The 16,745-nt window shown below is 67.6% G+C and carries 20 protein-coding genes; 11 read left to right on the forward strand and 9 right to left on the reverse strand.

Features of this window, described 5'->3' with window-relative positions; genetic code table 11:
- The first annotated feature begins 7 nt into the window (after positions 1–7).
- The gene (locus CXQ90_RS09145) at positions 8–385 is read left to right on the forward strand and encodes a DUF5655 domain-containing protein (RefSeq protein ID WP_104138602.1); all 378 of its coding nucleotides are present in this window, start codon (positions 8–10) and stop codon (positions 383–385) included.
- A gap of 43 nt (positions 386–428) precedes the next feature.
- Here the strand turns inward: CXQ90_RS09145 and CXQ90_RS09150 are convergent, their stop codons facing one another.
- Complete coding sequence (locus tag CXQ90_RS09150; RefSeq protein WP_104138604.1) at positions 429–1,841, reverse strand: PLP-dependent aminotransferase family protein; 1,413 nt, start codon at positions 1,839–1,841, stop codon at positions 429–431.
- On the opposite strand from CXQ90_RS09150, the gene CXQ90_RS09155 reads away from it, so the two are divergent.
- The gene (locus tag CXQ90_RS09155) at positions 1,840–2,799 is read left to right on the forward strand and encodes a DMT family transporter (protein ID WP_104138605.1); all 960 of its coding nucleotides are present in this window, start codon (positions 1,840–1,842) and stop codon (positions 2,797–2,799) included. The two genes, CXQ90_RS09150 and CXQ90_RS09155, sit on opposite strands and share 2 nt — an antisense overlap.
- Before the next feature lie 64 nt (positions 2,800–2,863).
- Positions 2,864–3,535 (forward strand): FMN-binding negative transcriptional regulator, encoded by a 672-nt coding sequence (locus tag CXQ90_RS09160; RefSeq protein WP_104138607.1) that lies wholly within the window; start codon positions 2,864–2,866, stop codon positions 3,533–3,535.
- Here the strand turns inward: CXQ90_RS09160 and fabG are convergent.
- Positions 3,498–4,223, reverse strand: coding sequence for a 3-oxoacyl-ACP reductase FabG (gene fabG, locus CXQ90_RS09165; protein ID WP_104138608.1), 726 nt, complete (start codon positions 4,221–4,223; stop codon positions 3,498–3,500). The two genes, CXQ90_RS09160 and fabG, sit on opposite strands and share 38 nt — an antisense overlap.
- 117 nt (positions 4,224–4,340) lie before the next feature.
- Between fabG and CXQ90_RS09170 the strand changes: the two genes are divergently transcribed.
- Genes CXQ90_RS09170 through CXQ90_RS09185 form a run of 4 tightly spaced genes read left to right on the forward strand, consistent with a single transcriptional unit; the run spans position 4,341 to position 6,434 of the window.
- Positions 4,341–4,811, forward strand: a complete 471-nt coding sequence (locus CXQ90_RS09170; protein ID WP_104138610.1) for a DUF3099 domain-containing protein — start codon at positions 4,341–4,343, stop codon at positions 4,809–4,811.
- Complete coding sequence (locus CXQ90_RS09175) at positions 4,808–5,071, forward strand: hypothetical protein (RefSeq protein WP_104138611.1); 264 nt, start codon at positions 4,808–4,810, stop codon at positions 5,069–5,071. Before CXQ90_RS09170 ends, CXQ90_RS09175 begins: the two co-directional genes overlap by 4 nt.
- Positions 5,072–5,950: an SURF1 family protein gene (locus CXQ90_RS09180; RefSeq protein ID WP_104138613.1), complete on the forward strand. Its 879-nt coding sequence runs from the start codon at positions 5,072–5,074 to the stop codon at positions 5,948–5,950. It abuts the gene before it with no gap.
- Complete coding sequence (locus CXQ90_RS09185) at positions 5,934–6,434, forward strand: YbaK/EbsC family protein (protein ID WP_104138614.1); 501 nt, start codon at positions 5,934–5,936, stop codon at positions 6,432–6,434. The genes CXQ90_RS09180 and CXQ90_RS09185 overlap by 17 nt, the downstream gene beginning before the upstream one ends.
- A 214-nt stretch (positions 6,435–6,648) precedes the next feature.
- On the opposite strand, the gene CXQ90_RS09190 is transcribed toward CXQ90_RS09185, so the two are convergent.
- Positions 6,649–8,247 (reverse strand): ABC-F family ATP-binding cassette domain-containing protein, encoded by a 1,599-nt coding sequence (locus CXQ90_RS09190; protein WP_104138616.1) that lies wholly within the window; start codon positions 8,245–8,247, stop codon positions 6,649–6,651.
- Positions 8,248–8,548: 301 nt separating this feature from the next.
- On the opposite strand from CXQ90_RS09190, the gene CXQ90_RS09195 reads away from it, so the two are divergent.
- From CXQ90_RS09195 to CXQ90_RS09205, 3 genes are read left to right on the forward strand one after another with little or no spacing between them, the layout of a single operon-like run.
- Complete coding sequence (locus CXQ90_RS09195) at positions 8,549–9,184, forward strand: biotin transporter BioY (protein WP_104138617.1); 636 nt, start codon at positions 8,549–8,551, stop codon at positions 9,182–9,184.
- Positions 9,181–9,951: an energy-coupling factor ABC transporter ATP-binding protein gene (locus CXQ90_RS09200; RefSeq protein WP_104138618.1), complete on the forward strand. Its 771-nt coding sequence runs from the start codon at positions 9,181–9,183 to the stop codon at positions 9,949–9,951. The genes CXQ90_RS09195 and CXQ90_RS09200 overlap by 4 nt, the downstream gene beginning before the upstream one ends.
- Positions 9,948–10,574 (forward strand): energy-coupling factor transporter transmembrane protein EcfT, encoded by a 627-nt coding sequence (locus CXQ90_RS09205; RefSeq protein ID WP_104138620.1) that lies wholly within the window; start codon positions 9,948–9,950, stop codon positions 10,572–10,574. The genes CXQ90_RS09200 and CXQ90_RS09205 overlap by 4 nt, the downstream gene beginning before the upstream one ends.
- 48 nt (positions 10,575–10,622) lie before the next feature.
- Here the strand turns inward: CXQ90_RS09205 and CXQ90_RS09210 are convergent, their stop codons facing one another.
- The 3 genes from CXQ90_RS09210 to CXQ90_RS09220 form a co-directional block, all read right to left on the reverse strand.
- Positions 10,623–11,327 (reverse strand): HNH endonuclease family protein, encoded by a 705-nt coding sequence (locus tag CXQ90_RS09210; RefSeq protein ID WP_258064438.1) that lies wholly within the window; start codon positions 11,325–11,327, stop codon positions 10,623–10,625.
- Between the two features lie 85 nt (positions 11,328–11,412).
- The gene (locus tag CXQ90_RS09215) at positions 11,413–12,591 is read right to left on the reverse strand and encodes a thiolase family protein (RefSeq protein WP_104138675.1); all 1,179 of its coding nucleotides are present in this window, start codon (positions 12,589–12,591) and stop codon (positions 11,413–11,415) included.
- A gap of 7 nt (positions 12,592–12,598) precedes the next feature.
- A complete protein-coding gene (locus tag CXQ90_RS09220; protein WP_104138621.1) occupies positions 12,599–14,005 on the reverse strand; it encodes a class I adenylate-forming enzyme family protein in 1,407 nt (468 codons plus the stop codon).
- Positions 14,006–14,065: 60 nt separating this feature from the next.
- Here CXQ90_RS09220 and CXQ90_RS09225 point away from each other — a divergent pair, with 60 nt between their 5' ends.
- The gene (locus tag CXQ90_RS09225; RefSeq protein ID WP_104138677.1) at positions 14,066–14,962 is read left to right on the forward strand and encodes a neutral zinc metallopeptidase; all 897 of its coding nucleotides are present in this window, start codon (positions 14,066–14,068) and stop codon (positions 14,960–14,962) included.
- A 176-nt stretch (positions 14,963–15,138) separates the two neighbouring features.
- Here CXQ90_RS09225 and CXQ90_RS09230 read toward each other — a convergent pair whose 3' ends face one another.
- The 3 genes from CXQ90_RS09230 to CXQ90_RS09240 form a co-directional block, all read right to left on the reverse strand.
- Positions 15,139–15,471 carry a metal-sulfur cluster assembly factor gene (locus CXQ90_RS09230; protein ID WP_003798940.1) on the reverse strand — a complete coding sequence of 111 codons (333 nt, stop codon included), beginning with the start codon at positions 15,469–15,471 and terminating at the stop codon, positions 15,139–15,141.
- Positions 15,472–15,483: 12 nt separating this feature from the next.
- Entirely contained in the window at positions 15,484–16,278 is a 795-nt protein-coding gene (gene sufC, locus CXQ90_RS09235; RefSeq protein WP_104138622.1) for a Fe-S cluster assembly ATPase SufC, read from the reverse strand.
- 86 nt (positions 16,279–16,364) lie between these two features.
- Positions 16,365–16,724 carry a non-heme iron oxygenase ferredoxin subunit gene (locus tag CXQ90_RS09240; RefSeq protein WP_104138624.1) on the reverse strand — a complete coding sequence of 120 codons (360 nt, stop codon included), beginning with the start codon at positions 16,722–16,724 and terminating at the stop codon, positions 16,365–16,367.
- Between the last annotated feature and the right edge of the window lie 21 nt (positions 16,725–16,745).

A 16,745-nucleotide genomic window follows, 5' to 3' on the forward strand; every position in this document is an offset into this window, starting at 1 on the left:
CACCGCAATGAACCCGCCGGGCGGCGAGACGTCCACACCGGAGGAAGTCTTCCGTGGTTCTGCCGAGGGACTGGAGCTGTACCGGGCCGTCAGTACCTTGCTGGCGGCGACGGTTCCTGCCTCCGAGCGAATCACGAAGAGCCAGATCGCCTTCCGCAACCGGCGGGGATTCGCCTACGTCTGGAATCCGGGCCGGTACATCCGATCCAACGTTCCGGCGGTCCTCTCGATTGTCCTGCCGCGCCGCCTCGATTCGGGCCGCTTCAAGGAAATCGTCCACACGTCCCCCACCCTCTGGCTGCACCATTTGGAGCTGCGCTCGGCCGCTGACCTCGACGCCGAGGTGGCCGGGTGGCTCCGGGAAGCCTACGACCACGCCGGCTGAAGGACACACCAGCCGAGGGACCGCTCGTGGCAGCGCTCGGTACCTAGCGGATGCCGCGCTCCAGGACCGCGCCGAGGATGCGCGCCCCTTCCGGGAACGCACCCGGGTTTGGCCCGGCGTAATTGAGCCGGATGAAGGGACCTGCGGGTTCGGCCGGGAACCAATCTGTGCCGGCGGCGATGATGATCCCCGCGGTTTCGCACTCGCGGACGAGCCGTTCGAGGTCGGTCCCGTCGGGAAGGCGGGCCCAGAGGTTCAGCCCTCCCTTGGGCACGTGGGTGATGTGGGCCTGCGGCGCGTGCTCTCGCAGGCTGGTGACGAGGAGGTCCCGGCGCGCCTGAAGCTGCAGGCGGAGGCCGCGCAGGTGCGTCTGCCAGCCGGGCTGGGTGACGACGTCGAGTGCCGCGGCCTGGAGCAGGCCGCTCACATACATCGTCTCGGCACTCCTGTCGGCCAGAATGCGCTCGCGGGCCGGCCCGCGGGCGATGACTGCGGCAATGCGGATGGCCGGGGAGACGCTCTTGGTCAGCGACCGTAGGTAGACAACATGGCCGGAATCGTCATGGGCGGCAACGGGAACCGGGGTGGTGGTGATGCCGAAGTCGTGCGCCCAGTCGTCCTCCACGAGGAATGCTCCGTTCGCGCGGACGACGTCCAGGACCTGTTCGCCCCGCCCCGGCGCCCATTGCGCTCCGGTGGGGTTTGCATAGTTCGGCTGAGCGTAGAACATCCGGGCACCGGTCTCCTCGAATGCCCGGGACAGCTCCTGCGGATCCGGGCCGTCGGGACCGCTGGGCACCGGAACGACGCGGACACCGGCCTGGGCCGCCGCCAGGATGGCTCCCCAGTAGGTCGGGGACTCGATGAGCAGGGGCTGCCCCCGGCCGACAAGGGCGCTGAAAATGGAGCTCAGCCCGCTTTGGCTTCCCGGCAGCACAATGACGTCGCTCGGCGTTGGCGGGGTGACCCCGACCGGGGTCGAGGCGCCGAGTTCGTGCGCGAACCAGGACTGCAGTTCCGGCAGTCCGGCCGCAGGTGGACGGGATAAGGCAGCGTCGCCGCGGGCCGCCCGGGTGAGTGCGGCCCGCACCAGTCGCTCCGGCAGGAGTTCCCGGTCCGGGTAGCCGGAGTGGAATGCGATGACGTCGTTCGGGGCGCTCCGCATCGCGGCGGCAGCATAGCGAAGTGGTGCGCGCGGCGAACCCAGGGCCGCCGTCTGCCAGCCGTAGTCCGACGGGCGCGCGGTCCGCACGGCCCGGACGAACGTCCCGACGCCGGGCCGGCTCTCGATCAGTCCCTGCGTTGTCAGGGTTTGCAGGGCCTTCTGCACGGTGACGGGGCTGGCCTGGTACTCCGCAACGAGTGACCGGGTGGACGGCAGCCGGGCTCCGGGCGCGGCCACGGCGATCCACTTTCGGAGTCGCATCGCAATCCGCGAACTGCTATCGTTATTCATGAAAGACAATAGTAGCGCTACTACTCTTATTCGCCCAGCGATATCGCCTGTACGGTCCCGGCAGGCCAGCGGCCTTTGGTGGGGCCTCCTCGGAGTAGCGGCCTTCTCGTTCACCGTTCCGTTCACCCGGATGGCTGTCGCAGGCCTGTCGCCGTTGTTCATCGGATCCTCGCGCGCGGTCCTGGCCGCTGTGCTGGCGGCCTTCGCCCTTGCGCTCACCCGGCAGCGCCTTCCCCAGGGTGGGCAATGGGTGCGGCTCGCCGTGGTGGGCGGCGGGATCGTCGTCGGCTTCCCGCTGCTCACGTCCTACGCGCTCACCACCGCGCCCGCCAGCCACGGCGCCGTCGTCATCGCGCTACTCCCGGCGGCGACTGCAACCGCCGCCGTTCTCCGCGGGCGGGAGCGTCCCCGGCTGGCCTTCTGGATTGCGACGGCCGTCGGCGCCCTTGCCGCGATCATCTTTGCCTTCGCCCAGTCCGGTGGCCCAGGGCAGCTGCACTGGGCGGACCTGCTGCTCCTCGGCGCCGTCGCGGCCGCGGCCGTCGGGTACGCCGAAGGGGGCCTGCTTGCACGCGAGCTCGGCGCATGGCAGACCGTATCCTGGGCGCTCGTGCTCGCATCGCCCCTGATGGCGTTCCTGACAACACTCTCCATGGCACAGCAACCGCCGTCCGGCACACCGGCGCAGTGGGCTGCCCTTGCCTACCTGGGCGTCGTCAGCGCGTTTCTCGGGTTCTTTGCCTGGTACCGCGGCCTCGCGATCGGCCCCATGGCCCAGGTTAGCCAGATCCAGCTTGTCCAGCCCGTCCTGAGCATCTGCTGGGCCGCACTCCTGCTGGGCGAGGCCCTGACCTGGTACACCATGGCCGGCGGCCTGGCGGTCATCCTCTGTGCCGGCGCCGCGGTTCGTGTGCGGCTAAGTCCGGCTAATCCGCCGAAAGCAACGCACAATTCCTGACGATCCGCTGATCACAGGACTCCATCCAGCAAGAACGATCCCTCACCCAGCAAAGGAAAGCCCCATGTACACCCCGGAGCACTTCGCAGCCCGCCCCGACGCGGTTCAGGACCTTCTTACGAGGCCGGCAGCGGCCAACCTCATCACCGCAACCCCGCAAGGTATCCTCGCCACGCTGCTGCCCTTCGTCTACGATCCCTCGGTCGGCGAGCACGGCGCGCTGCAGGGACACCTCGCCCGGAACAACCCTCAGTGGTCAGAGCCTGCAATGGGCGAATCACTCGTCATCATCGAGGGCGGCGACGCCTACATTTCGCCCTCATGGTACGCGTCGAAAGCAGAACACGGACGCGTCGTGCCGACCTGGAACTACTCCACCGCCCACGTGTACGGAAAGCTCACGGTCCATCACGACCCTGACTGGCTCAGCTGGCACGTCAGGCGGCTGACCGACCTCCACGAAGCACGCTCCGAGCGGCCGTGGACCGTGGACGACGCACCGGAACGTTACATCTCGGGCCAGCTGCGCGCAATCGTGGGCGTCGAACTGCTCATCACGCGGATCGAGGCAAAGAACAAACTCAGCCAGAACCGGCCCGACGCCGACGTCGACGGCGTGGTGGCTGGACTTGCCGCCCGGGGGGAGGCAGAACTTTCCGCCGACGTCGCGCGGGCGAAGCTGGCAAAGTCAGCGGCAGTTAGTGGCCCATGCCCAGTCCGCCGTCGACCGGAATGACGGCGCCGGAGATGTAGGCGGCCTCGTCGCTGGAGATCCAGCGGACCACGTTGGCCACCTCGGAGGCATCGGCGAAGCGCCCGGCGGGCACCTTGGAGAGGTAGTCCTTCTGCGTAGCTTCCGGGAGCTCGGCGGTCATGTCGGTGTTGATGAATCCCGGTGCCACCACGTTGGCGGTGATGCCGCGCGAGCCGAGTTCGCGGGTGAGGGAGCGCGCGATGCCTACGAGCCCGGCCTTGGAGGCGGAGTAGTTGATCTGGCCCGGGGCGCCGTAGAGGCCGGAGACAGAGGAGATGAGCACCACGCGGCCCTTGCGCAGCCGGATCATGCCCTTGGAGGCCCGCTTGATGACCCGGAACGCTCCGGTGAGGTTCGTGTCGATTACCGAGGTGAAATCGTCCTCGCTCATGCGCAGCAGGAGGGTGTCCTTGGTGATGCCCGCATTGGCCACCAGCACCTCGACGGGACCGTGGGCAGCCTCAACTTCGGCGAACGCGGCGTCAACGGACGCCTCGTCGGTGACGTCGGCCTTAACCCCGAGGATGCCGTCCGGCAGCTGCGATTCGCTCCGGTACGTCACGGCCACCTTGTCTCCGTTGGCCAGGAAGGCCTCCGCAATGGCCAGGCCGATGCCGCGGTTCCCGCCGGTGATGAGGACGCTGCGGGCCGTGGTTGCTGCTTCAGACATGAGTGCTCCGGATTTCCGCGAAGCATGGCTCCGCTGTGGTGGCTGGATTTTTACTGCCTCCGATCTTAGCGCCCGTTTGGGGGGCTCCCCGGGATGGTGAGAGAATTGAGGTAGCTATTGGAGCGTGATGAGACAGCCGTGACACCTGAACACCAGCCCGGACAGCCGATGCCCGAGAAGCGTGACGCCGCATCCGGTCATCCGGAGGTACACAGCATCACGGACGCAGCTGCAGCGCATTCCGAGGACATGCGGGAGCGCATGATCAAGTACGCGCTGGCCATGGGAATCCGCATGGTCTGCCTGATTCTGATCTTCGTGGTGGATGGCTGGTTGAAGCTCGTTGCGGTGGCCGGGGCCCTATTCCTGCCGTGGATTGCCGTGGTGATCGCCAACGGCTCCGACAAAGCCGAGATCCACAGCGACTCGCTCCTCGACTACACTCCGTACGCTGAACTGGAAGCAAAGGATGACCCAGGGACCGGGGAATCAGAGGACTCCGGGTATCCCGAAGACCAGCCAACGGTGCTGCAGGGCGAGCTGATCAGTGATGAAGACGACGACGACCGGGGACAGAAAGCTTCATGAACCTTTTCAACTTGGGCGGCGGGACCGGCGAGACTGCCGGGCCGGCGTCCGCGGCTGTGTGCTCGCGCAAGGCCTGCCGGGCAGATGCGTCGTGGCAGCTGCTCTGGAACAACCCAAAGATCCACACGCCGGAGCGCCGGAAGGCGTGGCTAGCGTGCGGCGAGCACAAGGAATGGCTGGAGGACTACCTGCAGACACGGGGACTGTGGAGGGAAACAGTTCCGCTCCAGGCCACAACAGCGACCGGCGGGATCGGCTGAATGTACCGTTTCCTGTTCTCGAGCAAATGGCTCGGGTACCTACTGCTGGCCGCAATCTTTGCCGCCGGTTGCGTCTTCCTGGGCCGCTGGCAGATGGACCGGCGGGCTGAAACGCTCGCCGAAATCCAGCGCGTTACCTCCAATTACTCGGCCACCCCCATCAGCTTCAACGACGCCAGGGACGACTTCCGGCAGTTGAACCCGGACAATGAGTGGACGCAAGTGGAACTCCGGGGCAGCTACGACGTCACGGGGCAACGGATTGTGCGTAACCGTCCGCTCAACGGCCAGCCGGGCTACGAGGTGGTGGTGCCCTTTAAGCTCGTCTCAGGCGAAACCGTGGTGATTGACCGCGGCTGGCTGCCCATTGGCAACAACAACCCGGGGCGCCCGGACTCCATTCCGGCCCCGCCGTCCGGGCAGATCACCGCGGTGGTACGGCTGAAGCACGGCGAACCGGCCCTGCAGCGCGGTGCGCCAGACGGCCAGCTCGCGTCCATCGACCTGCCTGCCTACTCCGCTCAGCTGGGATACCCGCTCATGACGGGAGCCTACGGGCAGCTCGCCTCCGAAACGCCGCCCTCAGCGGACATGCCGCAGCCGTTCCCCATGCCGTCGGTTGAAGAGGGGACGCACCTGTCCTACTCGCTCCAGTGGTTCGCTTTCGGCATCCTGATGTTTGTCGGCTTCGGCTACGCAGCCCGCCAGCAGGCACGCAACGCGGCCATCGATGCCGAGGACGCCGAAGCAGCCGCCGCCGGCGGTGCGCCCTCCGACGCCAGTGCGGGAGCCCGCCGTCGTCCGCCGGTAGCGCGAAAGCGCAAGCACCCCACGGCGGAAGAAGAGGAAGACGCGATCCTGGATGCCCAAGGCTACTGACGACAGGAGTACGGACATCCTTCCCGATCCCGTGGCTAATGTGAGGCGCGCCCTGACCGAGGCCGGTGCCCGCGACACCGTCACCGTCCTGACGGACAAGGTCCCGACGGCGGCTGCCGCGGCTGCGGCGCTCGGCTGCGACGTCGCGGCCATCACCAACAGCCTGGTGTTCGAACTCGACGGCGCTCCCCTGCTGATCCTGGCCAGCGGCGCGGCGAAAGTGGACGTTCGGTTGGTTGCCTCGCAGCTGGGAGGCGGAAAGATCCGCCGCGCTGCCCCGGACTTCGTCCTCCACCACACAGGGCAGGAAGTAGGAGGCGTGGCCCCCGTCGGCCACCCAGAAAGGATCAAAACCCTGCTGGACGAGTCCCTAAAAAACCACGATCTCCTCTGGGCAGGAGCCGGAGACCACAACTCGATGTTCTCCATCACCTACCAAGACCTGCAAAGGATCACGGCAGCCAAGGAAATGCCGGTCCGCTAAGCAGCGGCAAGCTGACTGGTGAGAAACGCGCGAGCGAAGCAGCGAGGGTGATTTGCGTAGCGTGCGTCAAAGGCGTGGGCCCACGCCGTCAGGGTTCCCTGGCCGAGCTTGCGAGGTTAGGGAGACGGTGGGGAGAACGAGCGAGCACGCGGCAAATTACGCGCGCTGCGCAGCGGACGCAACCTGCCGCCGAAACTCAGCCAAAAGGATGAGGCTATGCCAGCGTAATCAGGTCCAGGTAATCTTCGTTCCAGTGGTCCTCGACGCCGTCGGGCAGCAAAACAACACGCTCGGGATTCAATGCCTCGACAGCGCCCTCGTCGTGGCTCACCAGAACAACGGCACCGGCGTAGTTCCGCAGTGCCCCGAGGATTTCGGCGCGGCTGGCGGGGTCCAGGTTATTGGTGGGCTCGTCCAGGAGCAGCACGTTGGCGCTCGAGGCAACGATGGTGGCCAGCGCCAGGCGGGTCTTTTCGCCGCCGGACAGCACCCCGGCGGGCTTGTCGACGTCGTCGCCGGAGAACAGGAACGAGCCCAGGATGCCGCGGACCTCGGCGTCCTTCATGTCGGGAGCGGAAGAACGCATGTTCTCCAGCACGGTGCGGTTGACGTCGAGCGTTTCATGTTCCTGGGCGTAGTAGCCCACCTTCAGGCCGTGGCCGGGGATGACTTCGCCGGTGTCGGGCTTGTCCACGCCGGCGAGCATGCGCAGGAGGGTGGTCTTGCCGGCGCCGTTGAGGCCCAGGATGACAACCTTGGAACCACGGTCGATGGCCAGGTCCACGTCGGTGAAGATTTCCAGTGAGCCGTAGGACTTGCTGAGCCCGTCCGCGGTGAGCGGGGTCTTGCCGCAGGGCGACGGGTCGGGGAAGCGGAGGGCGGCCACGCGGTCGTTTTCGCGCACTGCTTCCAGCCCGCTGAGCAGTCGTTCGGCGCGCTTGGCCATGTTCTGCGCTGCAACGGCCTTGGTGGCCTTCGCCCGCATCTTGTTGGCCTGGTCGAACAGGACCTGGGCCTTCTTTTCGGCGTTGGCGCGTTCCCGCTTGCGGGCGCGTTCATCTGTTTCGCGCTGCGTCAGGTAGCGCTTCCAGTCCATGTTGTAGAAGTCGATCTGGGCGCGGTTGGCGTCCAGCAGGAACACCTTGTTGACGGTGGCCTCGAGCAGCTCGGTATCGTGGCTGATCACGATCAGTCCGCCCTGGTGGTTCTTGAGGAAGTCACGCAGCCAGGCGATGGAATCGGCATCGAGGTGGTTGGTGGGCTCATCGAGGAGCATGGTCTCGGCGTCCGAGTACAGGATGCGGGCGAGCTCCACGCGGCGCCGCTGGCCGCCGGACAGGGTCCTGAGGGGCTGGTTCAGCAGGCGGTCCGGCAGGGCGAGGTTCGAGCAGATGGCTGCGGCCTCGGCTTCGGCAGCATAACCGCCGGCGGCCAGGAACTCGGATTCGAGGCGGTCGTAGCGGTTCATCGCCTTGCGCTGAACGGTGGCGTCCTCGCTGGCCATCTCTTCGTGGGCCACGCGGAGCTTGCCGACGGCGACGTCCAAGCCGCGGACAGAGAGGATCCGGTCCCGCGCGAGTTGCTCCATGTCCGGGGTGCGGGGGTCCTGCGGCAGGTACCCGATCTCGCCGGTGCGGGTCACCTTGCCGGCCGCTGGAAGGCCCTCGCCCGCAAGCACGCGGGTGAGCGTCGTCTTGCCTGCACCGTTGCGGCCCACGAGGCCGATCTTGTCTCCCTTGTCGACCCGGAAGCTCACCTGGTCCATGAGCAGCCGGGCGCCGGCGCGCAGTTCAAGATCCTGGACGGTAATCAAAGCAGGTAAGGCCTTTCACAACAGGGAAACGCCGCGGCACAGCGGATGGAAACTGGTGGGTGCCGGGACGGTGCGGCCGGGAGAACGGCCTCTACAAGTCTACCGGCCGCAGCAAGGCTCCATAACCGGACGCCGCAGGAGGCCCCGGACGCCATTTATTGCGGACGCCGCCGACCGTTTGTGCCGTGCCCTCAGCCTAAGCGGCCCAGCCTTGTAGGACCACTACAAAATGGCCGTATTCCGGGGCCAGTAACGTCGACATCAGCCGATAATTGTTTGTACTTCTCCGACAGGACCTGCCATGACCCAGACCCATTCAGCCAGCACTGGCCAGCAAACCAAGCGCAGCCGCTGGAACGCCACCGACCTCGGACTCATCGCAGTCTTCGCCGCGCTGGTGGCCGGTTCGGCCCTCGTCGCGGCCATTCCGGTGGGCGGGCTGGGCGTCCCCATCACGCTGCAGACCCTCGCCGTGATCCTGACCGGACTGGCGCTCGGCCCCGGCCGGGCCTTCGCCGCCGTCGGCCTTTACACGCTCCTCGGCCTCGCCGGCCTTCCCATCTTCAGCGGCGGGCGCAGCGGGCTGGGCATTCTGGCCGGCCCGTCGGCCGGCTACATCGTGGCGTTTCCCCTGGCTGCCGCAGCGGTAGGCTGGCTCGCCGCCGTCGTCATCCGCCGGACACTGAAGTACCGGGGCGTGTTCCTGTTCGCGGCCGCGATGGTCACCAGCATCGTGGTGATCCACGGTCTCGGTGTGCTCGGCATGATGGTCAACGCCAAGCTGGAGCTTTCCAAAGCCTTCCTTGCAGACCTCGCCTACTACCCCGGCGACATCATCAAGAACGTCCTCGCCGTCACTGTCGCCCTCGCCCTGCACAAGGCCTTCCCCGACCTGCTGGTCCGCCGGGTCCGGCCGCTGGGCGCACCGCAGCAGTGAGCACCGTTTCCCTCAGCGACGTTGAGGTCCGGGTGGCAGTCGATGGCAGCCCGGACCCCAAGGTCCTGCTCCAGGACGTAACACTCAGCCTGACGGAGCAGCGGATCGGCGTGATCGGCGCCAACGGATCCGGCAAGTCCACGCTCCTGCGCCTGCTCAACGGCCTGGTTGCACCGACCGGCGGGTCGGTCACCGTCAACGGCTCCGATACCGTCCGAAATGTCCGGGCCGTGCGGCAGCAGGTGGGCTTTGTCTTCACCGATCCCCTGTCCCAGCTGGTCATGCCCACCGGCCGCGAGGACGTTGAATTGTCCCTGCGGCGCTCCGTGCGGAACGGGCCGGAACGCCGCCGCCAGGCCGACGACGCACTGGGCCGCTTCGGCCTGCTCCACCTCGCCGACCAGAGCATCTACGAGCTCTCGGGCGGGGAACGCCAGCTCCTCGCCCTCGCCGCCGTGCTGGCTGTGGAACCGGACGTGCTGGTGCTGGACGAGCCGTCAACGCTTCTGGACCTCAGGAACCGCGAACTGCTGCGCCGGACGCTGGCCGGGCTCCGCCAGCAGATCGTCATGTCGACCCACGACCTTGAGCTGGCCCTCGACATGGACCGCGTCCTGGTGGTCGAGGCCGGCCGGATAGCGTACGACGGCGGTGCTGCCGCCGCCGTCGCGCATTACCGCGCCCTGTGCGCGAACAGCCTTGAGGTTCCGCACGGCCGTAACGTGGCTGGCAGTGTCGACGCATCCGGCAGGAGTGAAGCCCGGTGAAGGGCAACGGCGTCCTGCTCGCCAACTACGTACCGGGGACTTCGGTAATCCACCGCATGCCGCTCTGGCTCAAGTTCCTGGTGGTGCTGGCCTGCGGCATGGCCTCATTCCTGATCGTGGACTGGCGCCTGGCGGCCGGCGCCCTCGCCCTGATGTGCGCGCTGTTCCTGATCAGCGGTGCGGGGCCGGCCCGCCTTTTCCGGGCGGTCCGGCCGCTGCTTCCCGTCCTACTGGCCGTCGGGCTGTTTCAGTGGTGGCAGCTCGGGGCGCCCACGGCAGGCCGTATCGTCCTGAACATCCTGCTCTGCGTGGTGGCGGCGTCGCTGCTGACGGCAACCACACCGCTGCACCGGCTGCTCGACGGCGTGGTGTCCCTGGCCCGCCCGTTCCAGCGCTTCGGCGCCGATCCTGAGCGGTTCGCCCTCACCATCGCCATCATGCTGCGCAGCATCCCGTTCATCGCCGGGGCCTTTGGGGACGTCCGGGATTCGGCCAGGGCCCGGGGCCTGGAACGCAACCCCCGCGCGCTGGTCCTGCCGGTCTTCATCACTACCGTCGCGTACGCCCGCCACACCGGAGACGCGCTGGCCGCGCGGGGCCTCGGCGAGCCGGACGACGACTGAGGCCCCTTTGTGGTCGGGTGCTAAGCGCGGTGCGGAACCCCGTCAGGGTCAGGAGCAGGTCTTCAAGATGCTGGCTATGGCGTCATGTTCTGGCTGGGTGACCCACAGCTTGTACTTGGCCTTCACGGCCGTCTGGCGGGCGACGTATTCGCACCGGAAGGGCTTGCTCGGTGGCAGCCAGGTGGCCGCGTCCTTGTCGGACTTGGCTGAGTTTGTGGGGCCGTCCGCGGCCATCAGGTTCAGGGGGTCGTTGGCGAGCTGCCTGCGCAACTCGGCGCCGATCTTCTGGGCGCCCTTCTGCCAGGCGTCGCTGAGGGGAACGATGTGATCAATCTGCACGGCTGAACTGGTCAGATTGCCCCGAACGAACCCTATGGTCTTGCCGGTGTACTTATCGGACAGCGTGCCCGATGCCACCACGCAGTTCCGCGTCCCGGGCTTAAACGTCTCACCGATCAGGTCCCGGGCCAGAATGTCGTTCCGGGTGTCACAGCCGTTGCGGTCGATGTCCGCCCACGCCGGGCCGAACTGGTCGCGGCTGTACCCCGTCTTGGGGGCCCGACCCTTCACCGGTATGGTGCTGAGCTGGGCAATGGCCACCGCTGCGGCTTCCGGCTTCAGCGCCCCGGGGGCGGCCGATGCGGCCGGGCTGCACCCGGCAAGTCCTCCGGCGAGGAGCAGGGCAGTGAGAATGGCGAGCGTTTTGTTTGCTGGGGCTTTGGTGGCAGGGCGTGCGATCCTCTTGTCCTTCAAGTGTGCGGCGGCAACGACCAGACTAAACGACCGCGCCCGCGTGCAGCGGCTGCACGCGCCGCCGACGGGGAGATTGACGTTTCGGCTACAGCCGGACGTACCGGAACAGGGCAGCCGTGCCCATGCCGCCAGCGATGCTGATCATCGCCAGGGCGAGCTTGGTCCGGTCCGGCGTCCGCCGGGCCTGCTCCAGCAGCCTCGTCACCAGGACGGCGCCGGAGGCACCGTAGGCGTGCCCCAGCGCCAGGGCGCCGCCGTCGGCGTTGGCCCGCTCCGGCCCGATGCCCAGCCGGCCCAGGCAGGCGAGCGTCTGCGAGGCAAACGCCTCGTTGAATTCAACCAGTTCCACATCGTCCGCCCCCACGGCCTGCGACGCCAGCAGGCGCTCTGCGGCCGAGGCCGCCCCGATGCCAAGGAGCCGGGGCTCCACCCCCGCCGTGTCCGTCCCCAGTACGAGCAGCGCATCCGGAACGCCCAGTTCCCGGGCACGGGCCAGGGAGGTGAGGACGACGGCGGCGGCGCCGTCTGCGTCGAAACACGAGTTTCCGGCGGTGACCGTTCCGGATTCGACGAAGGCCGCGGGAAACCTGCCCATCAGGGCTTCAGTGAGCCGGGGCCGGGGGCCGTCGTCCGCGGAAACCATCCCGGAGGCGGAGGGCAGCGGCACAGTTTCCCGGCCGAAGGCGCCGTCCGCGGCGGCGGCAACAGCGCGGCGGTGGCTCCGGAGGGCGAATTCGTCCTGCCGTGAGCGGCTGATGCCGAACTCGGCCGCGACGTTCTCGGCAGCAACCCCCATGTCCGGGTCGCCCAGGCCGTGGGGCGCAAACTGCGCCCGGGCGAAAAAGGCCGGCTCGCCGTCGTCGTTCCGGTGCGCGCGCAGCGGTGCGGTGCTGATGCTTTCCACTCCCCCGGCCAGATAGACGCCGCCGCCCGCGGCGACGAGCCGGGACGCGAGGACGATGGCGTCCAGCCCGGAGCCGCATTGCCGGTCCACGGTGAGTCCCGGGACTGTCACGGGAAGCCCGGCCTCAAGGGCCGCCAGCCGCGCCACGTTGCCACCGCCACCCACCGCATTGCCGATCACGAGGTCGGTCACTTCCGACGGCGCCGCACCCGATTGGGCCAGAAGTGCATTGACCACGGGCGCGAGGAGCTCGTGTGCTCGGAGATGCTTGAGCTGGCCGTTGGCCCGGCAGATGGGCGTGCGCAGGGCCGCGATGATCACCGGCTGCCGCTCAGCAGGAAGGGCCTCCGGCGTCGGCATGTGCATGTCAGGCAAGGCGCCGGGCCCGCGAATCCTGGGCGGTGATCCAGTCCAGCATGATGCTGCGGCTAACCTTTCCGCGGTCCGTCAGCGGAAGCTCGGCGAGGGCGAAATACTGCAGCGGCCGCTTGTCCCGGGCCAGGATCTCCTCGAGCCCGGTCTTGAGCTGGGTGGCGGTGACACCGCCGTGGGACGGGACTATCCCCGCCACGACGCGCTGGCCCCGGACGTCGTCGGCCATCCCGGCCGCCACAGCGGAGGCGACGCCGGGAACACATGCGAGGGCCAGCTCGACTTCGTGCGGATAGACATTCTTGCCCGCGGTGATGATCATGTCCGCGCGGCGGCCCAGGATGTGGAGCTCGCCATCGGCCAGGTAGCCCTGGTCGCCCACGGTGAACCACCCGTCGAAGCAGCGCAGCGCCTGGCCGTCGTCACCCCACAGGTAACCGTTGCTGACCATGCCGCTGCGAACGCTGATGTTTCCGGCAGTGCCGTCCGGGAGCATGGCGCCGGTGTCATCGAGGATCCGCACCTCCACGCCGGGGAAGGGCCGTCCGATGCCGGTGCCGCCGGCGTCGAGCGGTTCCCCGGCGGCGAGGCCGGTGCCGGAGACGAAGCTCAGCTCCGAGGCGCCGTAGTACTCGAAGATGGTGGCGTTCGGGGCCCAGCGGCGCGCCGCTTCAAGCGTGCGGGCGTCCAGCTTTGAGCCGGCACAGATGATGGTCCGCACGCCCGAGGCGTCGACACAGCCCGTCAGGCCGCGTTCGCTGAGCAGCCGCAGCATCGTCGGGACCAGCACCAGCCGCGTGATGCCGTCGTGGGCGATTGCGGCGTGGACGTCCCCGACGTCGAAGGATTCGAGGGTGTGGAATTCCGATCCCGCGTAGAGGCATTCGGCGAGGGCGTACAGGTTCAGGCTCGCGGCGAGCGGTCCCGGTGCCAGGGTTTTGTCCGCCTGGCTCAGGCCGAAAAACTCCATGGAGGCCTCGAAGGACTCCTGCCAGGACTGCCTGGAACGGGTGAAGGCCTTGGGCACGGAGGTGGTGCCGGACGTCAGCCCGATCAGGAACGACGACCCCGGATCCCCGTCGGCCAGCGATGCCCCGGCGCCGCCGGGGACTGCGGCAGCGGCAGCGCCCAGCCGCTCGACTATTTCATCGCGCATCGGCCGGGGCCACGTCGGATCCAGCACCGCACACTGCCGCTCCCGCGCCACGGCCGCGGCGAAGTCAATCGCGAACCGCGTGGAATTGTGCTGCGCGAGCACCGTCACTTCGGCGGTGTTCTCCGCGGCCGCCGCCTCCGCCGCGTTGCGGAGGGCAGCCCAGGTGAGCCGCTGTCCTGCCACGACGACGGCGGTGTCGTCGGGGCGGTCATCGGCCCAGCGCTGGAGTCTGTTGAGAAAAGGCATCGGACCAACTTTACCGGCAGGAACCGGCCCTTCGCCGTGGGCGAAGACTATTGTGACAGCATGAGCTTCAATGACGGGGTCGAGATAGACCCATCCCAGGTGGAAGACCGCCGCGGCGGCGGAATGGGCCGCGGCACGAAGATCGGCGGCGGCATCGGCGGGGGCATCGTCCTCCTGCTGGCCGCGCTGTTCGGCATCAATCCGCAAATGCTCGAGGGCCTGGTCGGCACGGGACAGGAGCAGCCCGGTGTCAGCCAGACCACGGCTGCGGAGGCATGCAAGACTGGCGCCGACGCCGATCAGCGCCTCGATTGCCGCATCAAGGCGACCGTGAACAGCCTCAATGCGTTCTGGCCCGCGTACCTGGCCGACTACAAGGTCAAGTACCCCCGGCCGAAGACCGTGCTCTTCGAAGGCGGCACCCGCACCGGCTGCGGCGCCGCGACGTCCGAAGTGGGCCCGTTCTACTGCCCCGCGGACACTACGGCGTACTTCGATCCCGGCTTCTTCCAGGACCTCGTGGACCGCTTCGGAGCCTCCGGCGGTCCGCTGGCCCAGGAGTACGTCGTGGCGCATGAGTTCGGGCACCACGTCCAGAACGTCCTGGGCGACCTGGACAGGGCGCAGCAGGATCCGCAGGGACCCGAGTCCGGCGCCGTCCGGGTGGAACTGCAGGCAGACTGCTATGCCGGGCTTTGGACCCGCTACGCCACCACCCAGAAGGATCCCAAGTCCGGGCTGCCCTTCCTGGAGCCGCTGACGCAAAAGGACCTCAACGACGCACTCTCGGCCGCCTCCGCCGTGGGCGATGACCGCATCCAGAAGGCCGCCACCGGCCGCGTCTCGCCCGAGGGCTGGACCCACGGGTCAAGCGCCCAGCGGCAGAAGTGGTTCTACCAGGGCTACCGCACCGGCGACATCAACCAGTGCGACACCTTCAGCGCCCGGACACTCTAAGCTGGGCCCACGCCGGCAGGGCTCCCTGGCCGAGCTTGCGAGGCTAGGGGCCGGTGGGGAACGACGCCGGCGGGGTTCCCTGGCCGAGCTTGCGAGGCTAGGGGCCGGTGGGGAACGACGCCGGCGGGCCACCTTCTCGAAGGTGACCCGCCGGCGTCGTTCTTTAGGCACTATTTCTAGATGTTGAACCCGAGGGCGCGCATCTGGTCCTTGCCGTCATCGGTGATCCGTTCCGGGCCCCATGGCGGCATCCACACCCAGTTCAGGCGCCACTCGTCCACGACGCCGTCCAGTGCCTTGCCGACCTGCTCCTCGAGCACGTCGGTAAGCGGGCATGCCGCCGTGGTGAGCGTCATGTCGATGAGCAGGGCGCCGTCGTCCTCCGAGTACTTCAGGCCGTACAGCAGCCCGAGGTCCACGATGTTGACCCCGAGCTCGGGGTCGATGACGTCCTTGAGCGCCTCTTCGACATCCTCCAGCCCGGTGCGGGCTGCGTCGATTTCAGTCATGGCGTGTCCTTACTAGGCCTGGGCTGCGGCAGCAGCAGCGATCGTGGCTGCTCCGGCGCCCGTGGCGTAGCGGTCGTAGCCCTCTTCTTCAAGGCGGTCAGCGAGTTCCGGGCCGCCCTCTTCGACAATCTGGCCGTCCACGAAAACGTGGACGAACTCAGGCTTGATGTAGCGCAGGATGCGCGTGTAGTGCGTGATGAGCATGGTGCCCATGTTGCCCTCGGCGTGAGCGCGGTTGACGCCTTCGGAGACGATCTTCAGGGCGTCGACGTCCAGGCCGGAGTCGGTCTCGTCAAGGACGGCGAACTTGGGCTTGAAGAGCTCGAGCTGGAGGATCTCCACGCGCTTCTTCTCGCCGCCGGAGAAGCCTTCGTTGACGTTGCGCTGCGCGAAGTCCGCATCGATGCGCAGCTGCTGCATGGCGGCCTTGACGTCCTTGGTCCACGTGCGGAGCGCAGGCGCCTGGCCGTCGATGGCCGTCTTGGCGGTCCGCAGGAAGTTGGTCATGGTGACGCCGGGAACCTCCACCGGGTACTGCATGGCCAGGAAGAGGCCGGCGCGTGCACGCTCGTCAACGCTCATCGCCAGGACGTCTTCGCCGTCCAGGGTGATGGTGCCGCCGGTGACCTTGTAGCGCGGGTGGCCGGCGATGGTGGACGCCAGGGTGGACTTGCCCGAACCGTTGGGGCCCATGATGGCGTGGGTCTCACCGGTCCGGACGGTCAGGCTGACGCCCTTCAGGATCTCTTTGGTGCCCTGCTCGGTGTCGATGCTGACGTGCAGGTCCTTGATCTCAAGAGTAGACATGTGTCTTGTTCTCCTCTGCACCGTGCCGTTGGGGCGGCGGTGCGGTCTTTTAGTCTGGAAGTTGTTAAGTTCTGGTACAGGCCGGGCTAGCTGAAGTTCGGGGCTTCCGCGCCGTTCATGACGTTGGTGAAGTCGACGTAGACCTCGTCTCCGACGATCTCCACTGCGAACACCGGCACGGGGTCGTAGGCCGGCAGCTGGAGAGGTTCACCGGTGCGCAGGTCGAACTGCGAACCGTGGCCCCAGCATTCGATGGCGCAGCCTTCGACCTCGCCCTCCGACAGGGAGATGTCGGCGTGCGAGCAGGTGTCGCCGATGGCGTGGATCTCTCCCATGGAGTCCTTGACGATCGCGACGGGGAAGTCATCGATCAGGATCCGCAGGGCCTGCTTGGGCTGGATCTCGTTCACGTTGCAGACGAGCTCGCCCTTTGGCTGTTCAGTCATCCGTTGTCCTGTACTTTCCGG

Origin of the sequence: Arthrobacter sp. ZGTC131, from assembly GCF_002929275.1 — a bacterium.
Classification (GTDB): Bacteria; Actinomycetota; Actinomycetes; order Actinomycetales; family Micrococcaceae; genus Arthrobacter.

Excerpts from the sequence above, each read along its gene's own strand:
- CXQ90_RS09195 (WP_104138617.1), top strand. The coding sequence starts at position 8,549 with ATGACCCAGACCCATTCAGCCAGCACTGGCCAGCAAACCAAGCGCAGC.
- CXQ90_RS09160 (WP_104138607.1), top strand. The coding sequence starts at position 2,864 with ATGTACACCCCGGAGCACTTCGCAGCCCGCCCCGACGCGGTTCAGGAC.
- CXQ90_RS09145 (WP_104138602.1), top strand. The coding sequence starts at position 8 with ATGAACCCGCCGGGCGGCGAGACGTCCACACCGGAGGAAGTCTTCCGT.
- CXQ90_RS09240 (WP_104138624.1), bottom strand. The coding sequence starts at position 16,724 with ATGACTGAACAGCCAAAGGGCGAGCTCGTCTGCAACGTGAACGAGATC.
- CXQ90_RS09225 (WP_104138677.1), top strand. The coding sequence starts at position 14,066 with ATGAGCTTCAATGACGGGGTCGAGATAGACCCATCCCAGGTGGAAGAC.
- CXQ90_RS09220 (WP_104138621.1), bottom strand. The coding sequence starts at position 14,005 with ATGCCTTTTCTCAACAGACTCCAGCGCTGGGCCGATGACCGCCCCGAC.
- CXQ90_RS09185 (WP_104138614.1), top strand. The coding sequence starts at position 5,934 with ATGCCCAAGGCTACTGACGACAGGAGTACGGACATCCTTCCCGATCCC.
- CXQ90_RS09150 (WP_104138604.1), bottom strand. The coding sequence starts at position 1,841 with ATGAATAACGATAGCAGTTCGCGGATTGCGATGCGACTCCGAAAGTGG.
- CXQ90_RS09155 (WP_104138605.1), top strand. The coding sequence starts at position 1,840 with ATGAAAGACAATAGTAGCGCTACTACTCTTATTCGCCCAGCGATATCG.
- CXQ90_RS09180 (WP_104138613.1), top strand. The coding sequence starts at position 5,072 with ATGTACCGTTTCCTGTTCTCGAGCAAATGGCTCGGGTACCTACTGCTG.
- sufC (WP_104138622.1), bottom strand. The coding sequence starts at position 16,278 with ATGTCTACTCTTGAGATCAAGGACCTGCACGTCAGCATCGACACCGAG.
- CXQ90_RS09175 (WP_104138611.1), top strand. The coding sequence starts at position 4,808 with ATGAACCTTTTCAACTTGGGCGGCGGGACCGGCGAGACTGCCGGGCCG.
- CXQ90_RS09230 (WP_003798940.1), bottom strand. The coding sequence starts at position 15,471 with ATGACTGAAATCGACGCAGCCCGCACCGGGCTGGAGGATGTCGAAGAG.
- fabG (WP_104138608.1), bottom strand. The coding sequence starts at position 4,223 with ATGTCTGAAGCAGCAACCACGGCCCGCAGCGTCCTCATCACCGGCGGG.
- CXQ90_RS09215 (WP_104138675.1), bottom strand. The coding sequence starts at position 12,591 with ATGCCGACGCCGGAGGCCCTTCCTGCTGAGCGGCAGCCGGTGATCATC.